Origin of the sequence: Marinobacter sp. KM021, assembly GCF_050707965.1 — a bacterium.
GTDB lineage: Bacteria > Pseudomonadota > Gammaproteobacteria > Pseudomonadales > Oleiphilaceae > Marinobacter > Marinobacter shengliensis.
Map to the genome: position 1 here is coordinate 775,490 of NZ_CP136129.1, position 25,508 is coordinate 800,997.

17 protein-coding genes and 4 tRNA genes are annotated in these 25,508 nt (G+C 57.5%); 15 read left to right on the top strand and 6 right to left on the bottom strand.

Annotation, left to right across the window (positions count from 1 at the left end; genetic code table 11):
- Positions 1-58: 58 nt before the first annotated feature.
- Complete coding sequence (locus RVM24_RS03690; RefSeq protein ID WP_061330954.1) at positions 59-847, bottom strand: universal stress protein; 789 nt, start codon at positions 845-847, stop codon at positions 59-61.
- A gap of 221 nt (positions 848-1,068) precedes the next feature.
- On the opposite strand from RVM24_RS03690, the gene RVM24_RS03695 reads away from it, so the two are divergent.
- Entirely contained in the window at positions 1,069-1,839 is a 771-nt protein-coding gene (locus RVM24_RS03695; RefSeq protein ID WP_061330955.1) for a ferredoxin--NADP reductase, read from the top strand.
- Between the two features lie 23 nt (positions 1,840-1,862).
- Here RVM24_RS03695 and RVM24_RS03700 read toward each other — a convergent pair whose 3' ends face one another.
- Both RVM24_RS03700 and RVM24_RS03705 read right to left on the bottom strand, forming a co-directional pair.
- The gene (locus RVM24_RS03700; protein ID WP_431474980.1) at positions 1,863-3,668 is read right to left on the bottom strand and encodes a glycerophosphodiester phosphodiesterase family protein; all 1,806 of its coding nucleotides are present in this window, start codon (positions 3,666-3,668) and stop codon (positions 1,863-1,865) included.
- Position 3,669: 1 nt separating this feature from the next.
- Positions 3,670-5,529: an LTA synthase family protein gene (locus RVM24_RS03705; RefSeq protein ID WP_061330957.1), complete on the bottom strand. Its 1,860-nt coding sequence runs from the start codon at positions 5,527-5,529 to the stop codon at positions 3,670-3,672.
- A gap of 169 nt (positions 5,530-5,698) precedes the next feature.
- Here RVM24_RS03705 and RVM24_RS03710 point away from each other — a divergent pair, with 169 nt between their 5' ends.
- Positions 5,699-8,032, top strand: a complete 2,334-nt coding sequence (locus RVM24_RS03710) for a PQQ-dependent sugar dehydrogenase (RefSeq protein ID WP_082780489.1) — start codon at positions 5,699-5,701, stop codon at positions 8,030-8,032.
- Between the two features lie 29 nt (positions 8,033-8,061).
- Here the strand turns inward: RVM24_RS03710 and lpxH are convergent, their stop codons facing one another.
- Positions 8,062-8,793, bottom strand: coding sequence for a UDP-2,3-diacylglucosamine diphosphatase (gene lpxH, locus RVM24_RS03715; RefSeq protein ID WP_061330958.1), 732 nt, complete (start codon positions 8,791-8,793; stop codon positions 8,062-8,064).
- Complete coding sequence (locus RVM24_RS03720; protein ID WP_061330959.1) at positions 8,790-9,290, bottom strand: peptidylprolyl isomerase; 501 nt, start codon at positions 9,288-9,290, stop codon at positions 8,790-8,792. Before RVM24_RS03720 ends, lpxH begins: the two co-directional genes overlap by 4 nt.
- A 160-nt stretch (positions 9,291-9,450) precedes the next feature.
- On the opposite strand from RVM24_RS03720, the gene RVM24_RS03725 reads away from it, so the two are divergent.
- The 3 genes from RVM24_RS03725 (at position 9,451) to RVM24_RS03735 (ending at position 14,847) form a co-directional block, all read left to right on the top strand.
- Positions 9,451-11,130 (top strand): glutamine--tRNA ligase/YqeY domain fusion protein, encoded by a 1,680-nt coding sequence (locus RVM24_RS03725; RefSeq protein WP_431474981.1) that lies wholly within the window; start codon positions 9,451-9,453, stop codon positions 11,128-11,130.
- Positions 11,130-12,515, top strand: coding sequence for a cysteine--tRNA ligase (cysS, locus tag RVM24_RS03730; protein ID WP_061330961.1), 1,386 nt, complete (start codon positions 11,130-11,132; stop codon positions 12,513-12,515). The genes RVM24_RS03725 and cysS overlap by 1 nt, the downstream gene beginning before the upstream one ends.
- 151 nt (positions 12,516-12,666) lie before the next feature.
- Positions 12,667-14,847, top strand: coding sequence for a malate synthase G (locus tag RVM24_RS03735; protein ID WP_061330962.1), 2,181 nt, complete (start codon positions 12,667-12,669; stop codon positions 14,845-14,847).
- 254 nt (positions 14,848-15,101) lie between these two features.
- Here the strand turns inward: RVM24_RS03735 and folD are convergent, their stop codons facing one another.
- Positions 15,102-15,956 (bottom strand): bifunctional methylenetetrahydrofolate dehydrogenase/methenyltetrahydrofolate cyclohydrolase FolD, encoded by an 855-nt coding sequence (gene folD, locus RVM24_RS03740; protein ID WP_286921252.1) that lies wholly within the window; start codon positions 15,954-15,956, stop codon positions 15,102-15,104.
- A gap of 247 nt (positions 15,957-16,203) precedes the next feature.
- On the opposite strand from folD, the gene RVM24_RS03745 reads away from it, so the two are divergent.
- From RVM24_RS03745 to RVM24_RS03790, 10 genes are all read left to right on the top strand, one after another.
- A tRNA-Pro gene (locus RVM24_RS03745) sits at positions 16,204-16,280 on the top strand.
- A 32-nt stretch (positions 16,281-16,312) separates the two neighbouring features.
- A tRNA-Arg gene (locus RVM24_RS03750) sits at positions 16,313-16,389 on the top strand.
- Positions 16,390-16,473: 84 nt separating this feature from the next.
- A tRNA-His gene (locus RVM24_RS03755) sits at positions 16,474-16,549 on the top strand.
- Positions 16,550-16,617: 68 nt separating this feature from the next.
- Positions 16,618-16,702: transfer RNA gene (locus RVM24_RS03760), tRNA-Leu, on the top strand.
- 216 nt (positions 16,703-16,918) lie between these two features.
- Positions 16,919-18,223 (top strand): trigger factor, encoded by a 1,305-nt coding sequence (gene tig, locus RVM24_RS03765; protein ID WP_061330964.1) that lies wholly within the window; start codon positions 16,919-16,921, stop codon positions 18,221-18,223.
- Between the two features lie 164 nt (positions 18,224-18,387).
- On the top strand, positions 18,388-19,023 hold the full coding sequence (gene clpP / locus RVM24_RS03770; protein ID WP_058090435.1) for an ATP-dependent Clp endopeptidase proteolytic subunit ClpP: 636 nt from the start codon (positions 18,388-18,390) through the stop codon (positions 19,021-19,023).
- A gap of 76 nt (positions 19,024-19,099) precedes the next feature.
- On the top strand, positions 19,100-20,383 hold the full coding sequence (clpX, locus tag RVM24_RS03775; protein WP_058090436.1) for an ATP-dependent Clp protease ATP-binding subunit ClpX: 1,284 nt from the start codon (positions 19,100-19,102) through the stop codon (positions 20,381-20,383).
- Positions 20,384-20,555: 172 nt separating this feature from the next.
- Positions 20,556-22,973, top strand: a complete 2,418-nt coding sequence (lon, locus tag RVM24_RS03780; RefSeq protein WP_061330965.1) for an endopeptidase La — start codon at positions 20,556-20,558, stop codon at positions 22,971-22,973.
- A 237-nt stretch (positions 22,974-23,210) separates the two neighbouring features.
- Entirely contained in the window at positions 23,211-23,483 is a 273-nt protein-coding gene (locus RVM24_RS03785) for an HU family DNA-binding protein (RefSeq protein ID WP_008174603.1), read from the top strand.
- A gap of 145 nt (positions 23,484-23,628) precedes the next feature.
- Positions 23,629-25,482, top strand: coding sequence for a SurA N-terminal domain-containing protein (locus RVM24_RS03790; protein WP_431474982.1), 1,854 nt, complete (start codon positions 23,629-23,631; stop codon positions 25,480-25,482).
- The last annotated feature ends 26 nt before the right edge of the window (positions 25,483-25,508 follow it).

Genomic DNA, 25,508 nt, shown 5'->3' on the forward strand with positions numbered 1-25,508 from the left:
TCCTGTCTGATCGATACGTTAGCCGGTCACTGCCGCCAACACAACCGTGATGGCCGGTTCAGGGGATCATCAGTACCGGGTAGGGGCTGCCGGCCGCCACATGTTCCGTGGTACTGCCGATCATGATCTCCTGAATGGGTGTTGAGCCCCGTTTCCCCATAATGGTCAACAGGGGGCGGGTGTCATTGATGGTTTTCAGGATCTGGTCCACCGGCCGGCCGGTCAGGATATTCCGGTGTACGTTTGGGTGACGCTCTGCCAGTTCATTGATCCTCTGTTCCGTGGCTTCATCAGATTGTTCCGGCTCCTCGGAATGTGCCCATACCACGCGCCCGGTGCGCTGGTTGGCCATGAGCTTTTCAAAGACTGCCTGGGCATTGAATGACGCCTTTGATCCATCGGTGGCCAGCAAAATCTCCTCTTCGGCCGCCGGTGGCTCGTCCTGGACCGGAATGATCAAGAGCGGAACTTTGGTCATTCGGGCGAGGTTCAGGGCGGTGTTTCCGAAGAACAGTTCCTTGGCTGCCCGATGGCTGCGGTTGCACGCTACGACGCCGTCGGCGTTGAGTTTCTTGGCCAGAGCCTGGACTTCCTGGGCAACAAAGCCCTTGGAAACGTGGGTGGCGGTTTCTATGCCCAGGCTGTTCTTGAGGTGTTCCCCGATCCTCCGTAACCGTTCTGTAGCCGAGCCTTCGGTGTCGTCCGGATGCAGTCGTTTATGGGTCTGCAGGACATAGGTGAGCGTAATCTTCCGGGTGCCCAGGAGTTTGAGCAAAGCTGGCAGCTGTTCCATAGCCTGTTCCCATTCCTTGGTGTAGTCCACGGTCAGAATCAGGTGATCGAGCATGGTGTTCTCCCTGGTGGTTGTTTGTTCTGGGACCAATTTCTTTCAGGCTAGTTCAGGAGTAACCTGAAGACCATGACCCCGGTCAGTTTGTTATCGATGTATATCTATAAAATCGAACACATATATGAGTATTGCCTGTTTTGTCGATTTAACCTGTCGGGTTAAACTTTACCCATTGAATTCCCATATAACCTGTATGAAGTCGCAACAACGAGGCTGCCATGAGTAATCTGATGAAAGAAACGGTCACCAGCGTTCACCACTGGAACGATACTCTGTTCAGTTTCAAGACCAGCCGGGACCCGGGGTTCCGTTTCAAGAACGGGCACTTTGTCATGATTGGTCTGGAAACAGACGGCAAGCCGCTTATGCGGGCCTACAGTATCGCCAGCGCCAACTATGAGGAAGAGCTTGAGTTTTTCTCGATCAAGGTTCCGGACGGCCCACTGACGTCACGACTGCAGAAGATTCAGGTGGGGGATGAAATTCTGGTCAGTCGTAAGCCCACCGGCACCCTGGTGTTGGATAACCTGTTGCCGGGACGCAACCTCTGGCTGATCAGCACCGGCACCGGGCTTGCGCCGTTCATGAGTATTATCAAAGACCCTGAGGTGTATGAAGCCTACGACAAGGTCATCCTGACCCACGGGGTACGGTATGTGTCTGAGCTGGCTTACCAGCAGGATATCCAGGACCTGCCGGAAAACGAGTTTTTCGGTGAGATGGTGCACGGCAAATTGCTGTACTACCCGACGGTCACCCGTGAGCCCTTCCGCAACCAGGGTCGCCTGACCGATGCCATGGAGACTGGCAAGATCACCCGTGATCTCGGTTTGCCCGATTTTGATGTGGAGCAGGATCGCTTCATGATTTGCGGCAGCCCGAGCATGCTCAAGGACACCTGCAGCATTCTCAATAACATGGGCTTCCGTGAGGCTCGCGGCGGCGACATGGGCCACTACGTTATTGAACGGGCGTTTGTGGAGCAGTAAACCGCCTTTGGGCCTGCTGCGGTCTACCTCAGCCAGTTGCGGATCTGCATTGCCAGGCGCTCACCATCGCTGAGCGCCGCGCGCTCTGCCATCAGCTCAGCCAGCACATCCGGGCGGTCGGTAATGATATTATCAACGCCCATATCCAGAAAGCGTGCCATGTCGGACGGTTGATTGACAGTCCACACATGCAGCTCATTGCCCGCCTTGTGCGCCCTGGCGACCGCTGCCGGGGTGGCCCGGTTCAGGCGCAGCGCCAGAATGTCGTAACGATCCTGCCACAAGGGGCCTACCACGAACTGTGCCAGCAACGCGGTTTTCAGGCCCGGTTCCATTTGCTTTGCCAGTTCCAGGCTGGGCCAGTCAGCTGCTGCAATGATAGTGCCTTCCACGGCATTATTTTCTTGCAGGGTCTGGACAACGGCGGTTACCAGTGCCCGCTCGTTGCGGTTCGGTTTCAGGTCAACAAACAGTCGGGCCTGGCCACGGGTGGCCTTGACCGCTTGCTCCAGCGTTGCGATACGCTCATGGGCAAAGTGATCACCAAACCATGAGCCGGCATCCAGATGATGGATGTCGTCATACCGGACATCGCCAATCCGTTCCGGCTTTCCGAATATCCTCGCCATATCCTGGTCGTGCCAGAGCACTGGTACGCCGTCTGCGGTCAGTTGGACATCAATTTCAACGTAGTCGGCACCGTCCTCTACAGCTTGGTGTATGGCGCTGAGAGTATTTTCCGGAGCTTTGAAGGCGCTGCCACGGTGGGCCGTAATGGTCGCTTTGTCTTGCTGGTTCAGCGAGTTGACCACTTGAACGCTTTGGGTCAGTACCAGCGCGATGATCACGACCTCGAGCAGCCAAAGCCGGCGCCCGGTTTTTGCATCCTGTCGGTCCGGAGACGGCTGCTGCCATTGCAGCTTGCGCCCGGGTATTGCTTTGTAGCGGGCGACGATGAGGGTGCCCAGTGCCGAGCTGGCCAGGAAGGTAAGGGCAAGACTGACGAGAAGGTAGCTCCCCACCAACAGGATAACCACGGGCAAGAGGATACTGGCTTTCGCTGGCACAACCCTGAACACACTGGCCGCCAGCAAATCAAACACCAGCGTTACCACGGCCGGCATGGCCAGCACCGCGACAATACCAAGCGACAGGAGACCGACCGTTTCGCGATGAGCGCCGCGGGTGTCGCGGGCACTCTGTTGAAGGGCCGCCATCGGTGTTTGTTGGTCCAGCATCAGGGCCGGGATGGAAAGAATCCAGCGGAGAAACAGGGTGCCGTTGGCCACCACAATGGCACCCAGCATGACCAGACAGAAGCCAAGGAACCACCAGAGAATCGGTGGGCGCTCAAGGTTTAGCAGGTAAGGGTCGAAGTTGTTTAGCAACAGATGTGCGGCGAAGCCCATGGCCGCCAGAAATGGCAAGGCAATCACCAAATGCGCCAGGGTTTGAATGATGGCCAGTAGAGCCAGTTGCGGCAAGCGCCGACCAATCCCCACCAAGGCACGGATGGCTGCCCTCGAGGTGTGATTGCCAGTCTGGGCGGCGATCAAAGTAACCCCGGCCAGTTGGAGGACGATCAGTACCGCTGCAAGTAACAGGGTTACCAGCAGCCAGAGCACGCCGCCCGGCGATGCCAGAAAGTCCAGCAGGCCACCGGTTGTGATGGCCGCGTCACCGGTGAGTGGCCTGAGCAGAGACACCGCGGCAGTAATCAGCGGTGTAAATACCGCGATGGATAAACCGGTGAAGGTCAGGTAGAGCGCAAGCAATGACCGATGATGGTGGCGGAACAGGGCCAAGCCTTGTCTTAGCAGGGGTAGCACGTTATTCGCCTTCCTGGGTCAGCAGTGTGGCTTTCTCCAGCAGTGCCAGGCGCTCATCGAAGGACAGGAAGGGTTCGTCTTCGGTTTGTTGCAGGCTTCCGAACAGTCTGTCTGGATCGAACGCCCAGTTGCTGCAGCGGGTAGTCAATTCGGTACAGGCGAGCAGGGTGCCGGATTCCCGGAGAAAGTACTTCATGCCGGTGTAGGTGTCGGCCAGCATCAGGTCGCGAGCAGGCTCCGTCGGCTCAGACAGCAGGCTTCGGCCAAGCATGTCCCCGGCCAGGTGGCCGTTGCCCGTAGCATCCAGAATGGTCATCGGGATGTCGAACTGGGCAACAATCCGGTTTTCCGGTGCGAATTCACTGAGGTCTGGCCGGCCCGGCGAGCGTATGGCCAGCACGCCGAGGTTGCTGTTCAGCGGCAAGGTCTCATGGTCGTCGCGAACAAAGCCGCCGGATTCATCGGATGTGACAATCACCAGAGTGTTGTCCAGCAGTCCTTCCTGCTCAAGCTGTGTCAGAAAGCGTTCTAGGGAGTTGGCCATGACCACCATGGCCTTTTTGCGAGCCATCTGGGTGGCAGGGAGCCCCGTTGTTTCTTCAGAAGGAGATTGGTTGGCCTGCTCGGCTTCCAGTTCCTGTTCGGCTTCTGGTCCGATGTTGAACGGATGGTGGGTGCCGACATTCAGGGTTGTGACAAACCAGGGGCCGCGTTGGCTATCCAGTTCACTCAGGCGTTCAGCAATGTCCGGGAAGAACGTCGGGTCTGGCGGTCCCCAGCCATCCTGTTCCTGCGCGTGACCAAATGCCTCTGCGCCGGTGACGTTCTCATAGCCCGCCCGGGGCATGAACTGATCTTTTTTCATGTATTCGATTGGCGCAGCTTGCCAGTAAGCGGTGGTGTAGCCCTGATCTTTCAGCTTCCCCGGAAGGCAGTCGGGATTGGCTTTGTCTTCCGCGACGGCCAACATCTTCTCCGATGGCCGGCGCAAGTCGGGGTAGCGCCCACACACCAGGGCAAAGGTGCCGCGATCCGTCTGCCGTTCCATGCTCAGCACGTTGTTGTAGACCCGGAAACCGAAGGCGTCGAACGTCGCCTCCAGAGTGTCGAGAGAGACGATGGGCTGAAGGTTGTGATATTGGCTGATTTTCGGCAGGTAGCCTCCGGACAGCCCCTCGATCATGATCAACAGAACATTGGGTGGCTCGGGATTCTGAAAGTTGCTGGTTTGTTGGTGGAAAAAGTTTGTTCGTCTGTCCAGTTGCTCACTGAGTTCAGTGGTTTCGTCACCGATAGCAGTGCCAACCGGATTGAGCAACGCACCTGGAACCTGGGCGACAGTGCTGGCCACCACATTATTGGCGGGTGTCGTCAGGCTCGGAAACGACAGAGTGTAGAGGCCGGTGACCAGAACGGCGGAACTGATAAGCAGGACTGGCGCACGCTCTGAAGTGGGCACCCATTTTCGATGCAGCCAGTGCAACAGCCAGGCCAGCACGAGGTAGCCCGGGAGGGTTATCAGATAGATGTTGAGCAGGCTGCCGGTAATGAACGTACTGTCCATACCCTTGCCGGCGAAGGCCAGTTGGAAAAGCGTGCCATGGGCTGTCAGGTGCATGCCGGCCACATAGAGTGCGACGCCCAGGGCGGTGATCAACAGGGCGCGGACAACGCCAACCGATAGATGCAGGAATACGGCCAGCAAAAAAGCCCCGGCAACGTCGCCGCCCAGGGTACCGGGCAGGCTCGGGAGTACCCCGCTTTGAATGATCAGCAGGCCGCGAATCACTGCCAGCCAGATCCAGGCAAGGAAGAAGGTGCGTATGAAACAGGCTGCAAGAGAAGCCCGGTTCCCTGTCATAGGGTTCACTCGTGTCAGTTGCGTTATATGAACAGTATGAGGCAAGAGGCTTGTGCTTCAACCGCTGGAGCTTGCTAAGGTAACGGATCAGATGGCCGGGAAGTTTCTGAAAATTCCTTCGTTATCAGAGCCTTTGTCAGAAAATCATCACTACGGGAAGCGCAGGGGAATGAAAAAAAGTGTCCAAATCGTAATTGCGGGAGCCATCGCGGTGGTGTGCGGCGCGTTTCTCGGCAGTCTGGTGCAGACTCAGTTCAACCTGTCGGCGTTGTCGGCCCTTGGGGCCTCGTTCAGCCTGGTGGATCGCCTCGTTGTCATGGGGCAGGACCTGGTTGGGTTCGCGCCTGTCTATGGGGTGCTGCTGGCCGCTGCATTGGTTCCGGGCTTCCTGGTAACTGCGGGATTGCTCCGGTTGTTGGGCTGGCCCTACCGGGATTTCTGGTATGCCCTTGGTGGAGCTCTTGCGTTGTGGGCAACGCTGGCCCTGGTTGATGTGTTGGCGCCCATGCCGACACTGATCGCAGCAACCCGAACCCTGCCCGGGCTGTTGGCGATGCTGGGGACCGCAGCAGTAGCGGGATGGGTGTTTGCGCAACTGACGGGCAAGATGACCATGACCGTGGCCCGTCATGGTCTGATAGCACCTTTCTTGGTATTGGCCGGCGTGGGCGCTCCGGAGCCGACATTGGCCCAGGAAGCGGCCGATTATCGGATAGACGTGGTCGCTGAAGGGCTTGATCACCCGTGGTCGTTGGCATTCATGCCAGGGGGTGATTTTCTGGTGACCGAGCGCGCTGGAGAACTGAAAAAAGTATCGCCGGATGGGCATCAGGTGCAGGTGTCGGGTGTCCCGGACGTATTCGTCTCCGGCCAGGCCGGATTGTTTGATGTGCTACTCGAGCCCGGCTTTGATGGCAGGGCGGGGGATGATCGACGTCGTGGTGTGTTCCTCGCCTATGCCTGTGGCACGGTTCGGGAAAATCATCTGTGCGTCGCCCGTGGCCAGCTTGTCGGAAGCGAACTGATGCAAGTGCGGGAAATCTTCAGGGCCAGGCCGGGTAAATATGGTGATGCCCATTACGGTGGGCGCATGGCCTGGCTGGCCGACGGCACCTTGCTGGTAACCCTGGGGGATGGCTTCGATTTTCGGGAGGAAGCACAGAAACTGTCCAGCCATCTGGGCACCATCGTGCGACTGAATCCGGACGGTTCCATTCCGGCGGATAATCCGTTCGTACAGGTGGATGGCGCTCTGCCGGAGATCTTCAGCCTGGGGCATCGAAATGTTCAGGGGCTGGTCTACGATGCCGGTAATGACCGGGTCATCGCTCACGAACACGGCCCCCGTGGCGGTGACGAGATCAACCTGATCCAGGCCGGGCGCAATTACGGCTGGCCGTTGGCCACCGATGGCCGTGACTATACCGGTGCCATGGTAACGCCATTCAAACGATACGAGGGTACCGAGCAACCCCTGTGGTCATGGACGCCGTCCATCGCACCATCGGGCCTGGCGTTGTACAGCGGCCACCAATTCCCGCACTGGCAGGGCGACCTGTTTGTCGGCGCCCTGGCCAATAAGAGTGTGCATCGGGTTGTTCTCAGCGAGGGCCGGGTTGTGGAAAGCGAGCGCCTGTTTTCTGAGCTTGGTGAGCGTATCCGCGATGTGCGGCAAGGGCCCGACGGCGCCCTGTATCTCTTGACCGACTCAGCCGATGGGCGGTTGCTGCGAGTGTCGGGCCAGGTGCTGGAGCAGGCACAGACCATGACGTTGACGGCCGAAGAGCTGGCCTGGGTTGGAGAACGAATTTTCCGAAACGAATGTGCCGGGCGGCATGAATGCCTGGTGCACTGGAATGAGGGCGAAGCGTTTCCTTCGTTGGGGATTGGCCACTTTATCTGGTATCCGGAGGGCGAAAGCGGACGTTTTACCGAGAGTTTCCCGGCGCTTCTGGACTTTATGGTTGATCGCGGTGTGCAGCTTCCCGGCTGGCTGGAAGACGCCCGCACCCAAGGCGCGCCCTGGCCAGACCGTGCCGGTTTTCTCAGTAGTTCGAGTGCGACCGATGAGGTAAAGGCGCTGCGGGCACTCCTGTATGAAACCCGCGGTTATCAGGTGCGCTTTATCCAGGAACGCGCCGCCCGCTCCCTGGAAACGGTGGTTAATGCCGCGCCCGAAGCGCAGCGGCCGGTTATTCGGGAACGCTTGTGGCAGCTTGGGCAAACGCCCGGTGGTGTCTACGCGTTGATGGACTACGTCAACTTCAAGGGCGAAGGGCTTTCAGAAACGGAGCGCTATGAGGGCGAAGGTTGGGGGTTGTTGCAGGTCTTGCAGGCTATGGATAAGAGCCCGGGGCTTCGCCCGCTGGATCGCTTTCGGGAGGCCGCGGGCCGGGTGCTTACCCGGCGCGCCGAGCTGGCAGAGCAGGCCATAGAGCGGGAACGCTGGTTGCCGGGTTGGCTGCGCCGTCTGGAAACCTATCGGGAGCCCACCGACGGGTAAGGCCTGAGGAAGGGGCGACCCCTGCGGCATCAAGGCTGCAGGGGCTGCTTTTTCAACTCAGCTTCCTTGCCGGGCTGTACTTCCAGCCACCAAAGGTGGCTGTGCCAGTCACCGAGCACAATCCGGCGCGCTGGTTTGTTATTGGCTTCGAGGTGGTGCACGGCCGGACGATGGGTGTGGCCATGAATCATCAACTGAACGCCGTGGGCTTCGAGCTCCTTGACTACTTCCTCTGGCGTCACATCCATGATGTCTTCCGCCTTGCCCTGGTTCTTGGCCATCGACAGCGCCCGTAATTGCTTTGCCATTTGCTGGCGGTCTTCCAGGGGGCGGGCCAGCATCATCTTCTGCATCTGCGGGTTGCGCATGTTGGCGCGGAATTTCTGGTATTCCACATCGGCAGTGCACAGGCTGTCGCCGTGCAGCAGCAGAGTAGGCGTTCCATACAGATCGATCACCGTCGGGTCGTCCAGCAGGGTGGCGCCGGACCGGTGGCAGAAATCTTCTCCGATCAGGAAGTCCCGGTTGCCATGCATCAGGAAGATATGGGTGCCGCTGTCGCTGAGGTGCTTCAGGGCGCCAGCAACCTGCTCCTGAAGTGGTGTGCGCTCGTCGTCACCAATCCAGGCCTCAAAAAAATCGCCCAGAATGTAGAGCTGCTCAACCCCTGCTGCCTTCTCTCGCAGGAACGTCAGGAACGCGTCCGTAATATCCGGGCGCGACTCCTCAAGGTGCAGATCCGAGATAAACAGCGTGGTCACGCGTCCTCCAGAACCTCGGCCTTTTCAATGATGACGTCTTCAAATGGCACGTCCTGGTGGCCGGCACGCATGGTGGTGCGAACGGCGCGGATGTTGTTTACGGTCTCCATGCCGTCAACCACTTTGCCGAACACACAGTAGCCCCAGCCCTCGGCATTCTTGGCGGTGTGGTCGAGGAATCCGTTGTTCTCCACGTTGATGAAGAACTGGGCCGTAGCTGAGTGCGGGTCCATGGTGCGGGCCATGGCAATGGTGCCGACCATGTTGCTAAGGCCGTTGTCGGCTTCGTTCTGGATGGGGTCGCGGGTTTTGCGTGGGGTCATGCCCGGCTCAAAGCCGCCGCCCTGAACCATGAAGTTGCTGATGACACGGTGAAAGATCAGACCGTCGTAAAAGCCGTCGCGAACATACTGCTCAAAGTTCTTTGCGGTTTCCGGGGCTTTTTCGTAGTCCAGTTCCAGTTTGATATCACCGTGGTTGGTCTGCAGCAGAATCATCAGGTCGTCCTGTTAAATAGGGGTTGTGGGTCTGAAGGTTGCATTGTACTCAAGAGTTTCGTCCTGTGCATGAGTCCGGCAACGATTTGTGAGTATAATAGGCGGTTTAAGGGAGCCTGCACCGTGCTCCCCGGATCCATTCCCTGTTGACAGAGATTGTATGAGCGCCGAGTCGAAGAAAGCCCACAATTTTATTCAGAGCCTGATCGAAGACGCCATCGCCAAGGGTGAGTACGCTGGCAAGGTCGTTACCCGTTTTCCGCCGGAGCCCAACGGCTACCTGCACGTTGGTCACGCCAAGTCGATCTGCTTGAACTTTGGTATTGCGCAAACCTTCGGTGGCGAGTGTAACCTTCGCTTTGACGACACCAACCCGGAAAAGGAAAGTCAGGAATACATCGATGCCATCAAGCAGGACGTCGAGTGGCTGGGCTACGAGTGGGCGGACGACGTACGTTACGCCTCAGATTACTTTGACCAGCTGTACGCCTTTGCCGAGGAGTTGATCGAAAAAGGCAAGGCCTATGTGTGTGCACTGAATGCTGAGCAGATGGCTGAATACCGTGGTTCCCTGAAGGAGCCCGGCAAGAACAGCCCATACCGGGACCGCCCGGTGGAAGAAAGCCTGCAGTTGTTCCGGGACATGCGCGACGGTAAGTTCGAGAACGGCGAGTTGGTGTTGCGGGCCAAGATCGATATGGCCTCCCCGAACATCAACCTGCGGGACCCGATTCTTTACCGCATTCGCTACGCCGACCATCACCAGACCGGAAGCAAGTGGTGCATCTACCCGATGTACGACTTCACCCACCCGATTTCTGATGCCTTGGAGGGGATTACTCACTCCCTGTGTACGCTCGAATTCGAAGACCACCGCCCCCTGTACGACTGGGTGCTGGATAACATCACCGTTCCGTGCCATCCGCGCCAGATTGAGTTTGCGCGGCTGAACCTGAATTATACCATCACCAGCAAACGCAAGCTGAAGCGCCTGGTGGACGAACATGTGGTAGAGGGATGGAACGATCCGCGTATGCCGACTATTTCCGGCATGCGCCGCCGTGGTTACACCCCGGAATCCATACGCAGCTTCTGCGACATGATCGGTGTTAACAAAGCTGGTGGTACCGTTGATGTAGGTATGTTGGAGTATGCCATCCGGGAAGACCTGAACGACCGGGCGCCCCGCGCCATGTGCGTCATGCGCCCGCTAAAAGTGACTCTCACCAACTACCCGGCTGATCAGACCGAAACCCTGACCTTGCCGGTGCACCCGCAGAAGCCGGAGATGGGGGAGCGGGACGTCACCTGGAGCCAGACTCTGTACATCGACCGGGAAGACTTCGAGGTGGAGCCGCCGCGTAAGTGGAAACGTCTGGCGCCGGAGCAGGCGGTGCGTCTGCGCGGAGGTTACGTGATGACCTGTAAAGAGGTGGTGCGCGATGACAGCGGTGAGATCGTTGAACTCAAATGCGAGTACGATCCGAACACGTTGGGTGTGAACCCGGAAGGTTACAAGCCTAACGGCGTGATTCACTGGGTATCGGCCAATGACAGCATCGAAACCGATATCAACCTGTATGACCGACTGTTTAACCACGAGAGCCCGGACAGCGACAAGGAAGGTGACTTCCTGGATCACCTGAACCCGGAGTCCCTGGTGGTGCTGAAGGGCGCGCGGGTTGAGAAAAGTCTGGCCGAGCCAAGGACCGATTTACCGTATCAGTTCGAGCGTGAGGGCTATTTCTTCTGTGATCAGGAGCTGACAGCCAAGGCCGGCAAGCCGGTGTTCAACCGGACAGTCACACTTCGGGATTCCTGGGGCAAGGGAGGCAAGTAATGCGTATCTACAATACGCTGACGCAGCAGAAGGAAGCGTTCAAGACCATCGAGCCAGGTAAGGTACGCATGTACGTGTGTGGCATGACGGTCTACGACTACTGCCACCTGGGCCACGCCCGGGTGTTGGTGGCCTTCGATGTGGTTACCCGTTACCTGCGCCACCGTGGCTATGATGTGACTTACGTGCGTAACATCACCGACATCGACGACAAGATCCTGCGCCGGGCCGATGAAAATGGTGAGGTCTACACCGACCTGACCGACCGCATGATTCACGCCATGCATGAAGACGAAGCTCGCCTGGGTGTGCTGGCTCCCAGCGATGAGCCGCGGGCTACCGCCTACATCGACGATATCATCGCCATGATCCAGACGCTGATTGCGGGCAACCATGCCTACGCGGCTGATAACGGTGACGTGTATTTCGCGGTGGATTCCTTCCCGGACTACGGCAAACTGAGCAAGAAAAAACTCGAAGACCTGGTGGCCGGTGCCCGGGTGGATGTGCAGGAAGCCAAGCGCAGCCCTGCGGATTTTGCCTTGTGGAAAGCCGCCAAGCCTGGCGAAGTTAGCTGGCAGTCTCCCTGGGGCGATGGCCGACCGGGCTGGCATATCGAGTGCTCGGCTATGTCCACCAAGTGCCTGGGCGACACCTTCGACATTCACGGTGGCGGGCCGGATCTGCTGTTCCCGCACCACGAGAACGAAATTGCCCAGTCGGAATGTGCCACCGGCCACAAGTTTGTACATACATGGATGCACGCCGGCGCCATTCGGGTGAACAAAGAGAAGATGTCCAAGTCTTTGGGCAACTTCTTTACCATCCGGGAAATCCTGGAAAAGTATCCGGCGGAAGTGGTGCGCTACTTTCTGGTCTCCAGCCATTATCGCAGCCAGGTGGACTATTCCGAGGAAAGTCTTGCTGAGGCAGGGCGGACGTTGACCAAGCTGTATCATGCCCTGCGGGGTATTACCCCGGCCAAGGACAGTGACGTGCCGGAGACCGACCACGATCACCGGTTCGCCGAAGTGATGGACGACGATTTCAATACCGCCGGTGCCATCGCGGTTTTGCATGCCGTGGCCAACGACATCAATCATCACCGCCGTGAAGGCGATGACGAGCAGGCCAAGCGCAGCGCAGCCATTCTGGTTCGTCTGGGTGGCGTGCTGGGGCTGCTTCAGCAAAACCCGGAAGCTTTCTTCCAGGCCGATACCGGTAGTGAGCTGACTGCTGAAGATATTGAGGCCATGATTCAGGACCGCGCCGATGCCCGCAAAGCGAAAGATTTTGCTGGGGCCGATCGTATCCGGGATGAGCTGCTCGAAAAGGGTATTATTCTGGACGACAGTCGCGAAGGCACCACCTGGCGCCGGGCCTGACTCGTACCATTACACCTAAAGCCGCATTGTGCTGCATGGGAATGACCTTGTAGGGAATTTCACGTACAATGCGGCGCTCAAATCAGAATGCCCCGCGCCCGTGGCGCTAGAAGGGGAGTCGGGAACTACAAACCCATTGAGGCAAGCAACGATGACAGAACGCGTTCAAGTTGGCGGCATCCAGATCGCCAAGAATCTGTACGATTTCGTAAATAACGAAGCGATCCCGGGCACCGGTGTTGACGCTGACAAATTCTGGGCCGAGTTCGACAAAATTGTGAACGAACTGGCTCCGCGCAACCGCGAATTGCTGGCCAAGCGTGATGCCCTCCAGGAAAAGATGGATGCCTGGAACCGTGACCACAAGGGCCAGAAGCTGGACATGGCCGAGTACAAGGCGTTCCTGAAAGAGATCGGTTACCTGGTCGATGAGCCCGCCGATTTCAAAATCTCTACTGCCAACGTAGATCCGGAAATCGCTACCATGGCCGGCCCGCAATTGGTTGTTCCGGTGATGAACGCCCGTTTCGCCTTGAACGCCGCCAATGCGCGCTGGGGTAGCCTGTACGATGCCCTCTACGGCACCGATGCTATTTCCGAGGAAGATGGCGCTGATAAAGGTCGCGGCTATAACCCGGTTCGCGGTGCCAAGGTCATCGAGTGGGCCCGCAACCTGCTGGACGGCTCTGCGCCCCTGGCTTCCGGTAGCCATAAAGATGCTGCCAAATACTACATCGACGGCGGAAAACTGGCGGTGAAACTGCAGAATGGTGAAGTCACCGGCCTGAAAGACGAGTCCGGCTTTGTTGGCTACACCGGTGCCGCCGATGCCCCCACTGGCGTTCTGCTGGTGAAGAATGGCATGCACTTTGAAATCCAGATCGATGCCAGCCATCCGATCGGCAAAGACGATGGTGCCAACGTCAAAGACGTGCTGATGGAATCTGCCCTGACTACCATCATGGACTGCGAAGACTCCGTTGCGGCGGTAGACGCAGACGACAAGGTAGTAGCCTACAAGAACTGGCTCGGCCTGATGAAAGGTGACCTGGAAGAGTCCTTCGAGAAGGGCGGCCAGATGATGACTCGCCGTATGAACGGCGACCGCACCTACACCGGTGCTGATGGCAGCGAACTGACCCTGAAGGGCCGCAGCCTGCTGTTCGTTCGTAACGTTGGCCACCTGATGACCAACCCGGCCATCCTGCTGAAAGACGGTAACGAGATTCCGGAAGGCCTGATGGATGGCCTGGTCACTTCACTGATCGCCATTCACGACCTGAAGGCTGATGGCAAGTTCCAGAACAGCACCAAGGGCTCTGTTTACATTGTTAAGCCCAAGCAGCACGGTCCGGAAGAGGTGGCGTTCACCAACGAATTCTTCGGTCGTGTTGAAGATGCGCTTGGCCTGCCGCGCTTTACCCTGAAAGTGGGCATCATGGATGAAGAGCGCCGTACCACGGTGAACCTGAAAGCCTGTATCCACGCGGCCAAAGATCGCACCGTGTTCATTAACACCGGCTTCCTGGACCGCACCGGCGACGAGATTCACACCTCCATGGAGCTGGGTCCGTTCATCCGTAAGGGCCCGATGAAGCTGGCTACCTGGATCAACGCCTACGAGCAGTGGAACGTAGATATCGGCCTGGAAGCGGGTCTGTCTGGTGTAGCGCAGATTGGTAAGGGTATGTGGGCCATGCCTGACCTGATGGCCGGCATGCTGGAAGCCAAGATTGGCCACCCGAAGTCTGGCGCCAACACCGCCTGGGTTCCGTCGCCGACGGCCGCTACCTTGCACGCCACCCACTACCACCAGGTGAACGTGTTTGATGTGCAGAAAGAGCTGGCTAACCGTCAGCGGGCGTCTCTGGACGACATCCTGACGGTTCCGGTGATGGACGATCCGTCTTCACTGAGCGCGGAAGACATCCAGCAGGAGTTGGACAACAATGCCCAGGGTATCCTTGGCTACGTTGTACGCTGGATCGACCAGGGCGTGGGCTGTTCCAAGGTGCCGGACATCAACGATGTAGGCCTGATGGAAGACCGCGCGACCCTGCGTATCTCTTCACAGCTGCTGTGCAACTGGCTGTACCACGGTATCTGCTCCGAAGAGCAGATCATGGAAACCATGAAGCGCATGGCTGCCGTAGTAGACAAGCAGAACGCCGGTGATGCCGCGTACCGCAACATGGCCCCGAACTTCGACGACAGCATCGCCTTCCAGGCAGCTGTGGATCTGGTTCTGAAAGGCCGTGAGCAGCCGGCTGGTTACACCGAGCCGCTTCTGCACGCCTACCGCCAGAAGGCCAAGGCCAAGTACGGGCAGTAATCTGCTCCGCGTTCAAAAAAACCCGCTCCGGCGGGTTTTTTTTGGTCAGGGGTCTGTCTCCTGGGGTCTGTCCCCGAACGGGGACTGACCCATTTTGGACCCATGGGCTCGAGCTTCGGGGCGGGGACGGGCAAAGGTGGGTCAGTCCCCTTTGGGGACAGACCCTGGCCCATGGGTTCTAGCTTGAGGGCAAGGACGGGCAAAGGTGGGTCAGTCCCCGTTCGGGGACAGACCCTTACAGGCCCGACAGACAGCTAGCGGTGAAGCACATCCGCGGCGTAAAGGGTGTTCTCCAGCAGGGTGGCGATGGTCATGGGGCCTACGCCGCCGGGGACCGGGGTGATGTAGGAGGCGCGTTCGGCGGCTGCGGCGAAGTCTACGTCGCCGCAGAGCTTGCCGTCGTCCATGCGGTTGATGCCCACGTCAATCACGGTGGCGCCGGGTTTTACCCACTCGCCTTTGATGATGCCGGGCTTACCGACGGCGGCAATCAGGATGTCCGCCTCACCCACAAACTTCTCCAGGTTGCCGGTGAACCGGTGGCATACGGTGGTGGTGGCGCCTTTCAGCAACAGTTCCATGCTCATGGGCCGACCCACGATGTTTGAGGCGCCGACAATGACCGCGTGCTGACCTTTGTAGGGTGTGCCTATGGAGTCGAGCAGGGTGATCACGCCGGCCGGTGTACAAGGGCGCAGACAGGGCTTGCGCTGCATCAGGCGGCCGATATTGTAGGGGTGAAAGCCGTCCACGTCTTTATCCGGGCGAATCTTTACCAGGATCGGGTCGGCGTCGAGGTGTGAGGGCAGGGGGAGCTGAACCAGGATGCCATCTACGGCGGGGTTTTCGTTCAACTCATCAATCAGTGCTTCCAGGGCCGCCTGAGAGGTGTCTTCGGGCAGGTCATAGGACAGCGACAGAATGCCCGCTTCATCGCAGGCTTTGCGTTTATTACCCACGTACACGTGGGAGGCGGGGTCGTTGCCCACCAGAACCACTGCCAGGCCGGGTGCTCTCAGGCCTTTGGCTTTCCGGGCCTGTACGCCCGCAGCCACCTGTTGTCGAACCCGGACGGCGATCTCTTTTCCGTTAATCAGTTTGGCGCTCATGTTTCCGTCTTGTCGGTTGGGCATGAATAGTGAAGAAGTGAAGGCCGGGCATTGTCTCATGCTTCGGCATTTACGCCAATGCGCTGAACCGGGACTCAGGCAAAGCTCCGTGGGGAACTTTTTGTGCCTGCCCGGGTCTTCTTAGGCAACGTTATCTCTATGATTTTTGAAATCGTTGTTGACGGATGCCTCAGCCGCCGGTAATATGCGCGCCAACTTTGCTGAGGCACTTGTTGTTCAGTCGAAACGGGGTATAGCGCAGTCTGGTAGCGCGCCTGCTTTGGGAGCAGGATGTCGGGAGTTCGAATCTCTCTACCCCGACCATTTTCTGGATATTCAGGTGGGCGAACGGTCAAGCGCCCGTAGCTCAGCTGGATAGAGCATCCGCCTTCTAAGCGGATGGTCGCAGGTTCGAGTCCTGCCGGGCGCGCCATCAAGTCGTGAGTCCGGACCGGATCGCCAAACCAGCAAAGTTGAAGCAAGCAGTAGTGAGTGCCAAAGGCACCTCCCTGATGTGGTGGACGTAGCTCAGTTGGTAGAGCTCAGGATTGTGACTCCTGCGGTCGAGGGTTCGAACCCCTTCGTCCACCCCACTTTTCCCCTTGTTTGTTTTTCTGCCTGTCTGTACGGCGTTTGGTCGTTTCGGTACAGTGCCAGATACGCGAGAGTGGCGGAATTGGTAGACGCACTGGATTTAGGTTCCAGCGGGGCAACCCGTGAGAGTTCGAGTCTCTCCTCTCGCACCACCCTTTCTTTTTTCAGTAATGCCCCCATTTTTGTCTATGTCGGTTGTGGCACTGGTCTCAAAGCGATATTCAGCCTTACCGGGTGATTCTCTCGGTGGGGTAAACCGTGATAAACTACCGGCTTTTAATTTTGCGTCCCTTTCGGGCTTGTCGCTTTGAACAGGGTTTTGTCTTAATTTTCATTCACCTACAGAATCTGTAATTTGAGGAACTTCCATGCAAGTGTCTGTTGAAACGACCTCTAACATCGAGCGTCGCATGACGATTGGTGTGCCCGCCCAGGAAATCGATCAGGCGGTTCAGAAACGCCTGCAGGAAACTGCCCGTTCCGTGCGCCTGAACGGTTTCCGTCCTGGCAAGGTGCCCATGAGCGTGGTCAAGCGTCGTTTCGGTGACAGCGTTCGCCAGGAAGTGGTTGGCGAGGCCATGCGCGACCATTACATCAAGGCACTGCAGGAGCAGGATATCAACCCGGCTGGCTGGCCGAAGTTTGAACCGAAAACCATGGAAGAGGGCAAAGACCTCGAGTTCGTGGCCATCTTCGAAGTGCTGCCTGAAATCGAGCTGGGCGACCTGTCCAAGGTTGAGGTAGAGAAGCCGGTTGCCGAAGTGACCGACAAAGACATCGATACCATGATTGACAACCTGCGTCGTCAGCAGGCCACCATGAAAGAAGTCAAGCGCAAGTCCAAGAACAAAGATGTTCTGACCATCGACTTCAAAGGCTTCATCGAAGGTGAAGAGTTTGAAGGCGGCGCCGCTGAAGGCCATCGTCTGACTCTGGGTTCTGGTCAGATGATCCCGGGCTTCGAAAAGGCCATTGTTGGTGGTAAGGCCGGTGAAGATCTGGAAATCGAAGTGGAGTTCCCCGAGGACTACCACAACGAAGACCTGGCTGGTAAGCCAGCCAAGTTCGATATCAAGATCCACAAGGTAGAAGAGCCGCAGCTGCCGGAACTGGACCAGGAGTTCTTCAAGAAGTTCGGTATTGAAGCCGAAGACGAAGCGACCTTCCGTGAAGAAGTGAAGAAAAACATGGAGCGCGAGCTCAAGCAGGCGGTGTCCAACAAGGTCAAGAACGACGTTGTTGACGGACTGCTGGAAACCACCGAGCTGGAGATTCCGGCTGCCCTGGTGGATCAGGAAATTGATCGCCTGCGTCAGGATGCCGTTCAGCGTTTTGGTGGCCAGGTTGACTTCCAGCAGCTGCCCAAGGAAATCTTCGAAGAGCAGGCCAAGCGCCGGGTGAAGACTGGCTTGTTGTTCCAGGAAGTGGTCAAGAAGAACGACCTGAAGGCCGAGCCGGCCCAGGTGGATGAAAAGATCCAGGAGATCGCATCTACGTATGAACAGCCTGAAGAGGTTGTTGCGCACTTCACCAACAACCCGGACCAGAAAGCTCAGATCGAGTCATCTGTTCTGGAAGATGCCGTGGTGGACTATGTGCTTGGTCAGGCCAAAGTGAAAGAGAAGAAAATGAAGTACGAAGAAGCGGTTCAGGCCGGTCAGCCCCAGCGCTGATGGCCCCGGGCCTGGCCCGGAGTCGCTTTCTGGAAACAGCCGGCGTGTCCGGCTGTTTTCATCTGGGCTCACTGGTGGCAGAGTATAAGGGTATCCTGACGATCACTTCCGGATATCCTGCCACAGGAGTCCATGCCCATTGTCCATAAGGAGTTCAGGCGCACATGACGCAGAAACCGTTTGATGGCCCTACAATGATAACCAACGCCGGTCTGGTGCCGATCGTAATTGAACAGACGGCACGCGGAGAGCGTTCCTTTGATATCTATTCCCGGCTGCTCAAGGAACGGGTGATTTTTCTGGTTGGCCCGGTCGAAGACCACATGGCAAACCTGGTCGTTGCTCAGCTGCTGTTCCTGGAATCCGAAAATCCGGACAAGGACATCCACCTTTATATCAACAGCCCAGGCGGCTCTGTGACTGCTGGTATGTCCATCTACGACACCATGCAGTTTGTAAAGCCGGATGTTGCCACCTTGTGTATCGGCCAGGCGGCCAGCATGGGCGCCTTCCTGCTGTCAGGGGGTACCAAGGGTAAACGGGCGTGCCTGCCGAATTCCCGGGTGATGATTCATCAGCCGCTGGGTGGTTACCAGGGGCAGGCGACGGATATCGAGATTCATACTCGCGAAATCCTGAAGATTCGCCATACCCTCAACACCTTGCTGGCGGAGCACACCGGCCAGGATCTCGAGACCATCGCGCGCGACACTGACCGCGACAATTTCATGGATCCGCAGCAGGCGAAAGAGTACGGGTTGATCGATACAATACTTGATAAGCGCGTACCGAATAAATAATACTGAAAGTCATCGCATCATCCCTGGTCGGCGTATTGTTTGATTGCGCCGACCAACGAAGAACAGAGGTATTTCAATGGCAGATGAAAGAAACGGCAGAGGCGACGATAACGGCAAGTTGCTGTACTGCTCGTTTTGTGGAAAGAGCCAGCATGAAGTCCGTAAGCTCATTGCAGGGCCCTCGGTGTTCATCTGCGACGAGTGCGTTGACCTGTGCAACGACATTATTCGCGAAGAGATTCAGGAAAACGCCCAGGAAGAGGCCAGTGATCGTCTTCCCACACCGGCGGAAATCCGCGAGACCCTGAACGAATATGTGATTGGCCAGGACCGCGCCAAAGTTGTGCTGTCTGTCGCGGTTTACAACCACTACAAGCGCCTGCGCTATGGCGAAGGCAAAAGCGACGTTGAACTGGGTAAGAGTAACATCCTGCTGATCGGTCCGACCGGGAGTGGCAAGACCCTGCTGGCCGAGACACTGGCCCGGATGCTGAACGTGCCGTTCACCATTGCCGACGCCACCACGCTCACCGAAGCCGGCTATGTGGGTGAAGATGTCGAGAACATCATCCAGAAGCTGCTGCAGAAGTGTGATTACGATGTCGAAAAAGCGCAGCGCGGCATCGTCTATATCGACGAAATCGACAAGATTTCCCGCAAATCCGACAACCCGTCGATCACCCGAGATGTATCCGGTGAAGGTGTGCAGCAAGCGCTCCTGAAACTGATCGAGGGTACGGTCGCGTCGGTTCCGCCCCAGGGTGGTCGCAAGCATCCGCAGCAGGAGTTTCTGCAGGTAGACACCACCAACATGCTGTTTATTTGCGGTGGCGCTTTTGCCGGCCTGGAGAAAGTGATCCAGGAGCGTTCGGAGCGCAGTTCCATAGGCTTCTCCGCAACGGTGAAGAGCCAGGACGACAGCAAGAATACCGGTGACATCATCCGTGATGTCGAAACCGAGGATCTTGTGAAATTTGGTCTGATTCCGGAGTTTGTTGGCCGTTTGCCGGTGGTTGCTACGCTGACAGAGCTGGATGAACAAGCCCTGGTGCAAATCCTCACCGAGCCCAAGAACGCGCTGACCAAGCAGTATCAGAAGCTGTTTGATATGGAAGGCGTGGAGCTGGACTTCCGGGAAGACGCGCTGCGAGCTGTAGCGCGCAAGGCGATGGAGCGCAAAACCGGTGCCCGGGGCCTCCGTTCAATCATGGAAGCCACACTGCTGGATACCATGTACCAGATTCCATCTGAACATGATGTTTCCAAGGTGGTGATTGATGCCAGCGTCATCAGTGGTGACTCTGAGCCGTTCAAGATCTACGCAAGCAGCGACCATGCCAAAGCGGTACCCGAGGACTGACTGAGTTCTGAGGTCATTTGGCAGTGCATTGAAAAGGGGCGACTATCGCCCCTTTTTCATGACGCTGAATGCTGTTCCTGCCCATCGGTTCCTTTCGTAAAAAGATTGCAATTTTCGCCGCCGCCCCAATGATGGGTGATATGCTGAATAAAATGCTGTCAGAGGATTCCCTATGACCCGTATATCTGAAGAAACCGTGCAAGACTACCCGTTACTCCCGCTGCGGGACGTAGTGGTGTTTCCGCACATGGTGGTCCCGTTGTTTGTGGGCCGGGAGAAGTCCATCCAGGCACTGGAAGCCGCGATGGAGGGCAGCAAGGAAATCCTTCTGGTCGCCCAGAAAGACGCCTCAACCGATGAGCCTGGTGCCGTGGATGTATTCTCCATGGGTACTTTGGCCACCGTACTGCAGATGCTTCGTCTGCCGGATGGTACCGTCAAGGTGCTGGTTGAGGGCAATGCCAGGGCCAGCATTACCGATATTTCCGAGGGTGATTTCCTGTCAGGACAGGCCATTCTGATGGAAGAAGAGTCGTTGCCTGAGCGCGAGGAGGATGTGCTCACCAAGACCCTGATGGACGAATTCGAAAAGTATGTGAAGCTGTCTAAGAAGGTGCCGTCAGAGGTTTCCAATGCCTTGACGGGTATTCAGGAGCTTGAGCGCCTGGTGGATACCATGGCGGCCCATCTTGAAATGCGGATTCCCGAGAAGCAGGAATTGCTGGAGGCACTGGACGTTCGCAAGCGTGTTGACCTGCTGCTGGGCAAACTGGACGGCGAGATCGACCTGATTGAGGTGGAAAAGCGCATCCGCGGACGCGTCAAGAAACAGATGGAGCGGAGCCAGCGCGAGTATTACCTGAACGAGCAGATGAAGGCCATCCAGAAAGAGATGGGCAATCTGGGCGAGGGCAATAACGACTTCGAAGAACTCGAGCAGAAGCTTGAGGAAGCCGGCCTGCCGGAAGAGGCGCGCAAGAAAACCGAAACAGAACTCAACAAATTGAAGATGATGTCACCCATGTCAGCGGAAGCCACCGTTGTGCGGGGTTACATCGACTGGATGCTGGCGGTGCCCTGGAAAAAACGCAGCCGCGTGCGGCACGATCTGGAGAAGGCCCGTGAGATCCTGGATAAGGACCACTACGGCCTGGATGAGGTGAAGAAGCGCATCCTTGAGTACCTGGCAGTGCAAAGCCGTGTGAAGAAGGTCAAGGGGCCTGTGCTTTGCCTGGTTGGGCCTCCCGGCGTCGGCAAGACGTCTCTTGGGCAGTCCATCGCTAAGGCGACTAACCGCAAGTATACCCGGATGGCTCTGGGCGGCGTTCGGGATGAGGCAGAGATTCGCGGGCATCGGAAAACCTATATTGGCGCTCTGCCGGGTAAGCTGCTGCAGAAGCTGTCCAAGGTTGGAGTAAAGAACCCGCTGTTCCTGTTCGATGAAATCGACAAGATGGGTATGGACCACCGGGGTGATCCGGCGTCAGCCTTGCTTGAGGTGCTGGACCCTGAGCAGAATCACACCTTTAACGATCATTACCTGGAGGTGGATTACGACCTCTCGGACGTGATGTTCGTGTGTACCTCCAACTCCATGGATATTCCGCCGGCCCTGCTGGACCGGATGGAGATCATCCGGATTCCGGGCTACACCGAGGAAGAAAAGGTCAATATTGCTCTGCGCTACCTGTTGCCCAAGCAGATCAAGGCAAACGGCTTGCGCAAGGACGAACTGAAGATTCCCGAAGCGACACTGCGTGACCTGATCCGCTACTACACCCGTGAGGCGGGTGTACGGGGCCTGGAGCGGGAAATCGCCAAGATCTGCCGGAAAGTGGTCAGGGAGCACGTAGAGGCCAACGACAAGGCCTCTGTCACGCTCTCGCCCGAGATGCTGGAGGACTACTCCGGCGTTAAGAAGTTCAAGTATGGTCTGGCGGAAGAGAAGAACGAGATTGGTCAGGTGACCGGACTTGCCTGGACCCAGGTGGGCGGTGAACTGTTGACCATCGAGTGTGCGCTGACACCAGGGAAAGGTCGCGTGGTCAAGACCGGTTCACTGGGGGATGTCATGCAGGAGTCGATCCAGACGGCCCTGACGGTGGTTCGCAGCCGGGCTTCTGGCCTTGGCATTGCCGATGACTTCCATGAAAAGCACGACCTCCACGTGCACGTACCTGAGGGTGCAACGCCAAAAGATGGTCCCAGTGCAGGTATTGGCATGTGCACAGCGCTGGTGTCTGCGCTGACCAAAATTCCGGTCCGGGCCGAGGTGGCCATGACCGGTGAGATTACCCTTCGGGGTAAAGTTCTGGCGATTGGCGGGCTCAAGGAGAAGCTGCTGGCAGCCCATCGGGGTGGCATCAAGACCGTCATTATTCCGGATGAAAATGTCAGGGATCTCAAGGAGATACCGGATAATATAAAAGACTCTCTTGAGATTCGTCCGGTGAAGTGGATTGATGAGGTTCTGGACATTGCACTGGCTTACCAGCCAGAGCCACGCACCGCCGATTCGGCAAAAGAGGGAGCCTCGTCGAAAGCCGGAGACGATGCCGGCGATGCTGCCGAGCGCATAAATACACATTAAACACCCGATGAGTTGTTGACATGCCTGAGAGCCCGTTGGTATAACTGTTTCGCCGTGAAGCAGCCAATACCAAGGGCTCCCGCGCAGTAAGTGCCTATTCCGAACACCGGTGTACTACCGAAAGGAATAAGAAAACTGAAGAATGGAATTCTCCGACCGCATATGCGATAGTCGGGAACGTCCTCGAAAAACAAACCGACCTATAACATCTTCAACCTGAAATCGAAGGGGTTTAGTGTGAACAAGTCCGAACTTATCGATGCAATTGCAGAGTCCGCAGATATCTCCAAAGCTGCAGCTGGCCGTGCGCTGGATGCCATGACCAACTCCATCACTGGAGCACTGAAGAAAGGCGATCAGGTTACCCTGATCGGCTTCGGTACCTTTTCTGTGAAAGAGCGCGCCGCCCGTACCGGCCGCAACCCGCAGACTGGCGCTGAAATCAAGATTCCGGCCTCTAAAGTGCCTGGATTCAAAGCAGGCAAGGCCCTGAAAGACGCCGTTAAGTAAAGGCTCTTTCTTTGGCAGCTTTCGCTTGCGAAAGCTGCCGCAAGAATTCAAGGCGCATTCCGGACAGGGTGCGCCTTTTTACGTTAAAGTGCAGCCGCCTCACCAATAACACCAGCACGACCTTGAACAGGGATTCAGGAACAACATGCTTCAAGATATTCGGGATAACGCCCAGGGTACTATTGCAAAGGTTATTATCGGCCTTCTGATCATTTCTCTGTCAATCTGGGGGATGGACGCCATTGTTGGCGGTTTTTCCGGTGAGCCGGAAGTGGCCACTGTTAACGGAGACTCCATCACCGAGCGTGAGTTTTTGCGCACCGTGCAGCTGGAAACACAGCAGCGGCTCATGCAGATGGACAGCCCGGATCCCTCCATGCTGGATGAAGATCAGATCCGCCGGGATGTGCTGGAATCCCTGATCCAGGAGCGGGTACTGACCCTCGACGCCCAGGCCCAGGGACTGGAGCTGTCGGATGCCGACATCGATGCGCTGATTACCCAGATGCCCCAGTTTCAGGTAGACGGCCAGTTTAACCGTGATCGGTTTGTGGCAACGGTACGCAATGTTGGCATGGGCGTGGGTGAATTCCGCGAGAACATGCGGAAGAACTACGTGGTCAACCAGATTCGTGCGTCCATCGCGCAGACCGGTATTGTGGCCAGTGAAAACGCCGCACAACTGTTGCGTATCCAGAACCAGACCCGCGATTTCCGTGTGCTGACCGTTAGCGCAGACTCTCTGTCTGAGCAGATTACGGTAACCGAGGAAGAGATTCAGTCGTTTTACGACGACAACGCCGATCAGTTCCGCGAGCCCGAGCAGGTGAACGCGGCTTACATTACGCTGTCGTTGGGCGCCCTGGCGGATGTGATCGAAATCTCCGAGGAAGACCTGCGGGCCTTCTACGGTGAGCGGGCCGAAGAATACGCCCGTGAGGAGCGGCGCGCTGCCCATATCCTGATTGAAGACGGTAGCGATGCTGAGGCTACCATCGCGTCGATTCAGGAGCGTTTGGAGGCAGGTGAATCGTTCTCGGACCTGGCCGAGGAATTCTCCGCTGATACGGTTTCCGCCCGTGACGGTGGTGACCTGGGTTATGCCGGTCGTGGTGTCTACGATGAGGCCTTCGAGAACGCGCTCTTTGCCCTGGAAGAAGGTGAAGTGTCGGGCCCGGTTGAAACCAGCTTTGGTATCCACCTGATTCGACTGGATGGCGTGCGTCGTTCCGATGTGCCGTCGTTTGAGTCGTTGCGGGACGAGCTGCGTGATGAACTGGCTCGTAGCCGTGCCAGCGAGCGTTTTGCTGAAGTGCGTGCCCAGTTGGCGGACGCAGCCTACGCGGCGGACGATCTGGCGGGCCCGGCAGCAGAGCTTGGCCTGGAAGTGCGGGAAGTGGACGGAGTTACCCGGGAGGGTGGAGCCGCGCCTTTCGATCACGCCGGGCTGGTGCGTCAGCTGTTCTCTGATGACGTACTGCAGGGCGGTTTCAACACCGAGTTGATCGATGTTGGTGACAACGCGTCTGTGGTGGCTCGCGTCCGCGAATACTTGGAGCCTCGTCAGCGTGAGCTGGCCGACGTTCGTGACGACATTGCCGCCATGTTGGAAGCGCGCAAGACCCGGCAGGTGCTTGAGGCGAGAGTGGATGAGCTGATGGCTGCCCTGGAAGCGGGAGAAGATCCCGAATCGCTGAATGCCGGTGACTGGCAGCGCTTCGAGAACCAGGGGCGAGACGGCGCTAACCTGAGCCGATTTGTGGTGCAGCGTGCCTTTGCCATGCCGCGCCCGGACGAAGGTAATCCTTCCATGGCCAAAGCCGTTGGCCAGCGTGAGGCGGCGATTATTCTGGTTGATGCCGTAAACGAAGGTGCGGTGGATACAGATGGCGCTGAATACCAGCAGTTGCGTCAATTCCTGACCCAGCTCGAGGGCCAGCGTGAGTACATGGCTTATCAGCAATACCTGAGAAACACCGCGGAGGTCGACAGGGATTGATTCCCGGGTGTGATGAAAAGCGATTA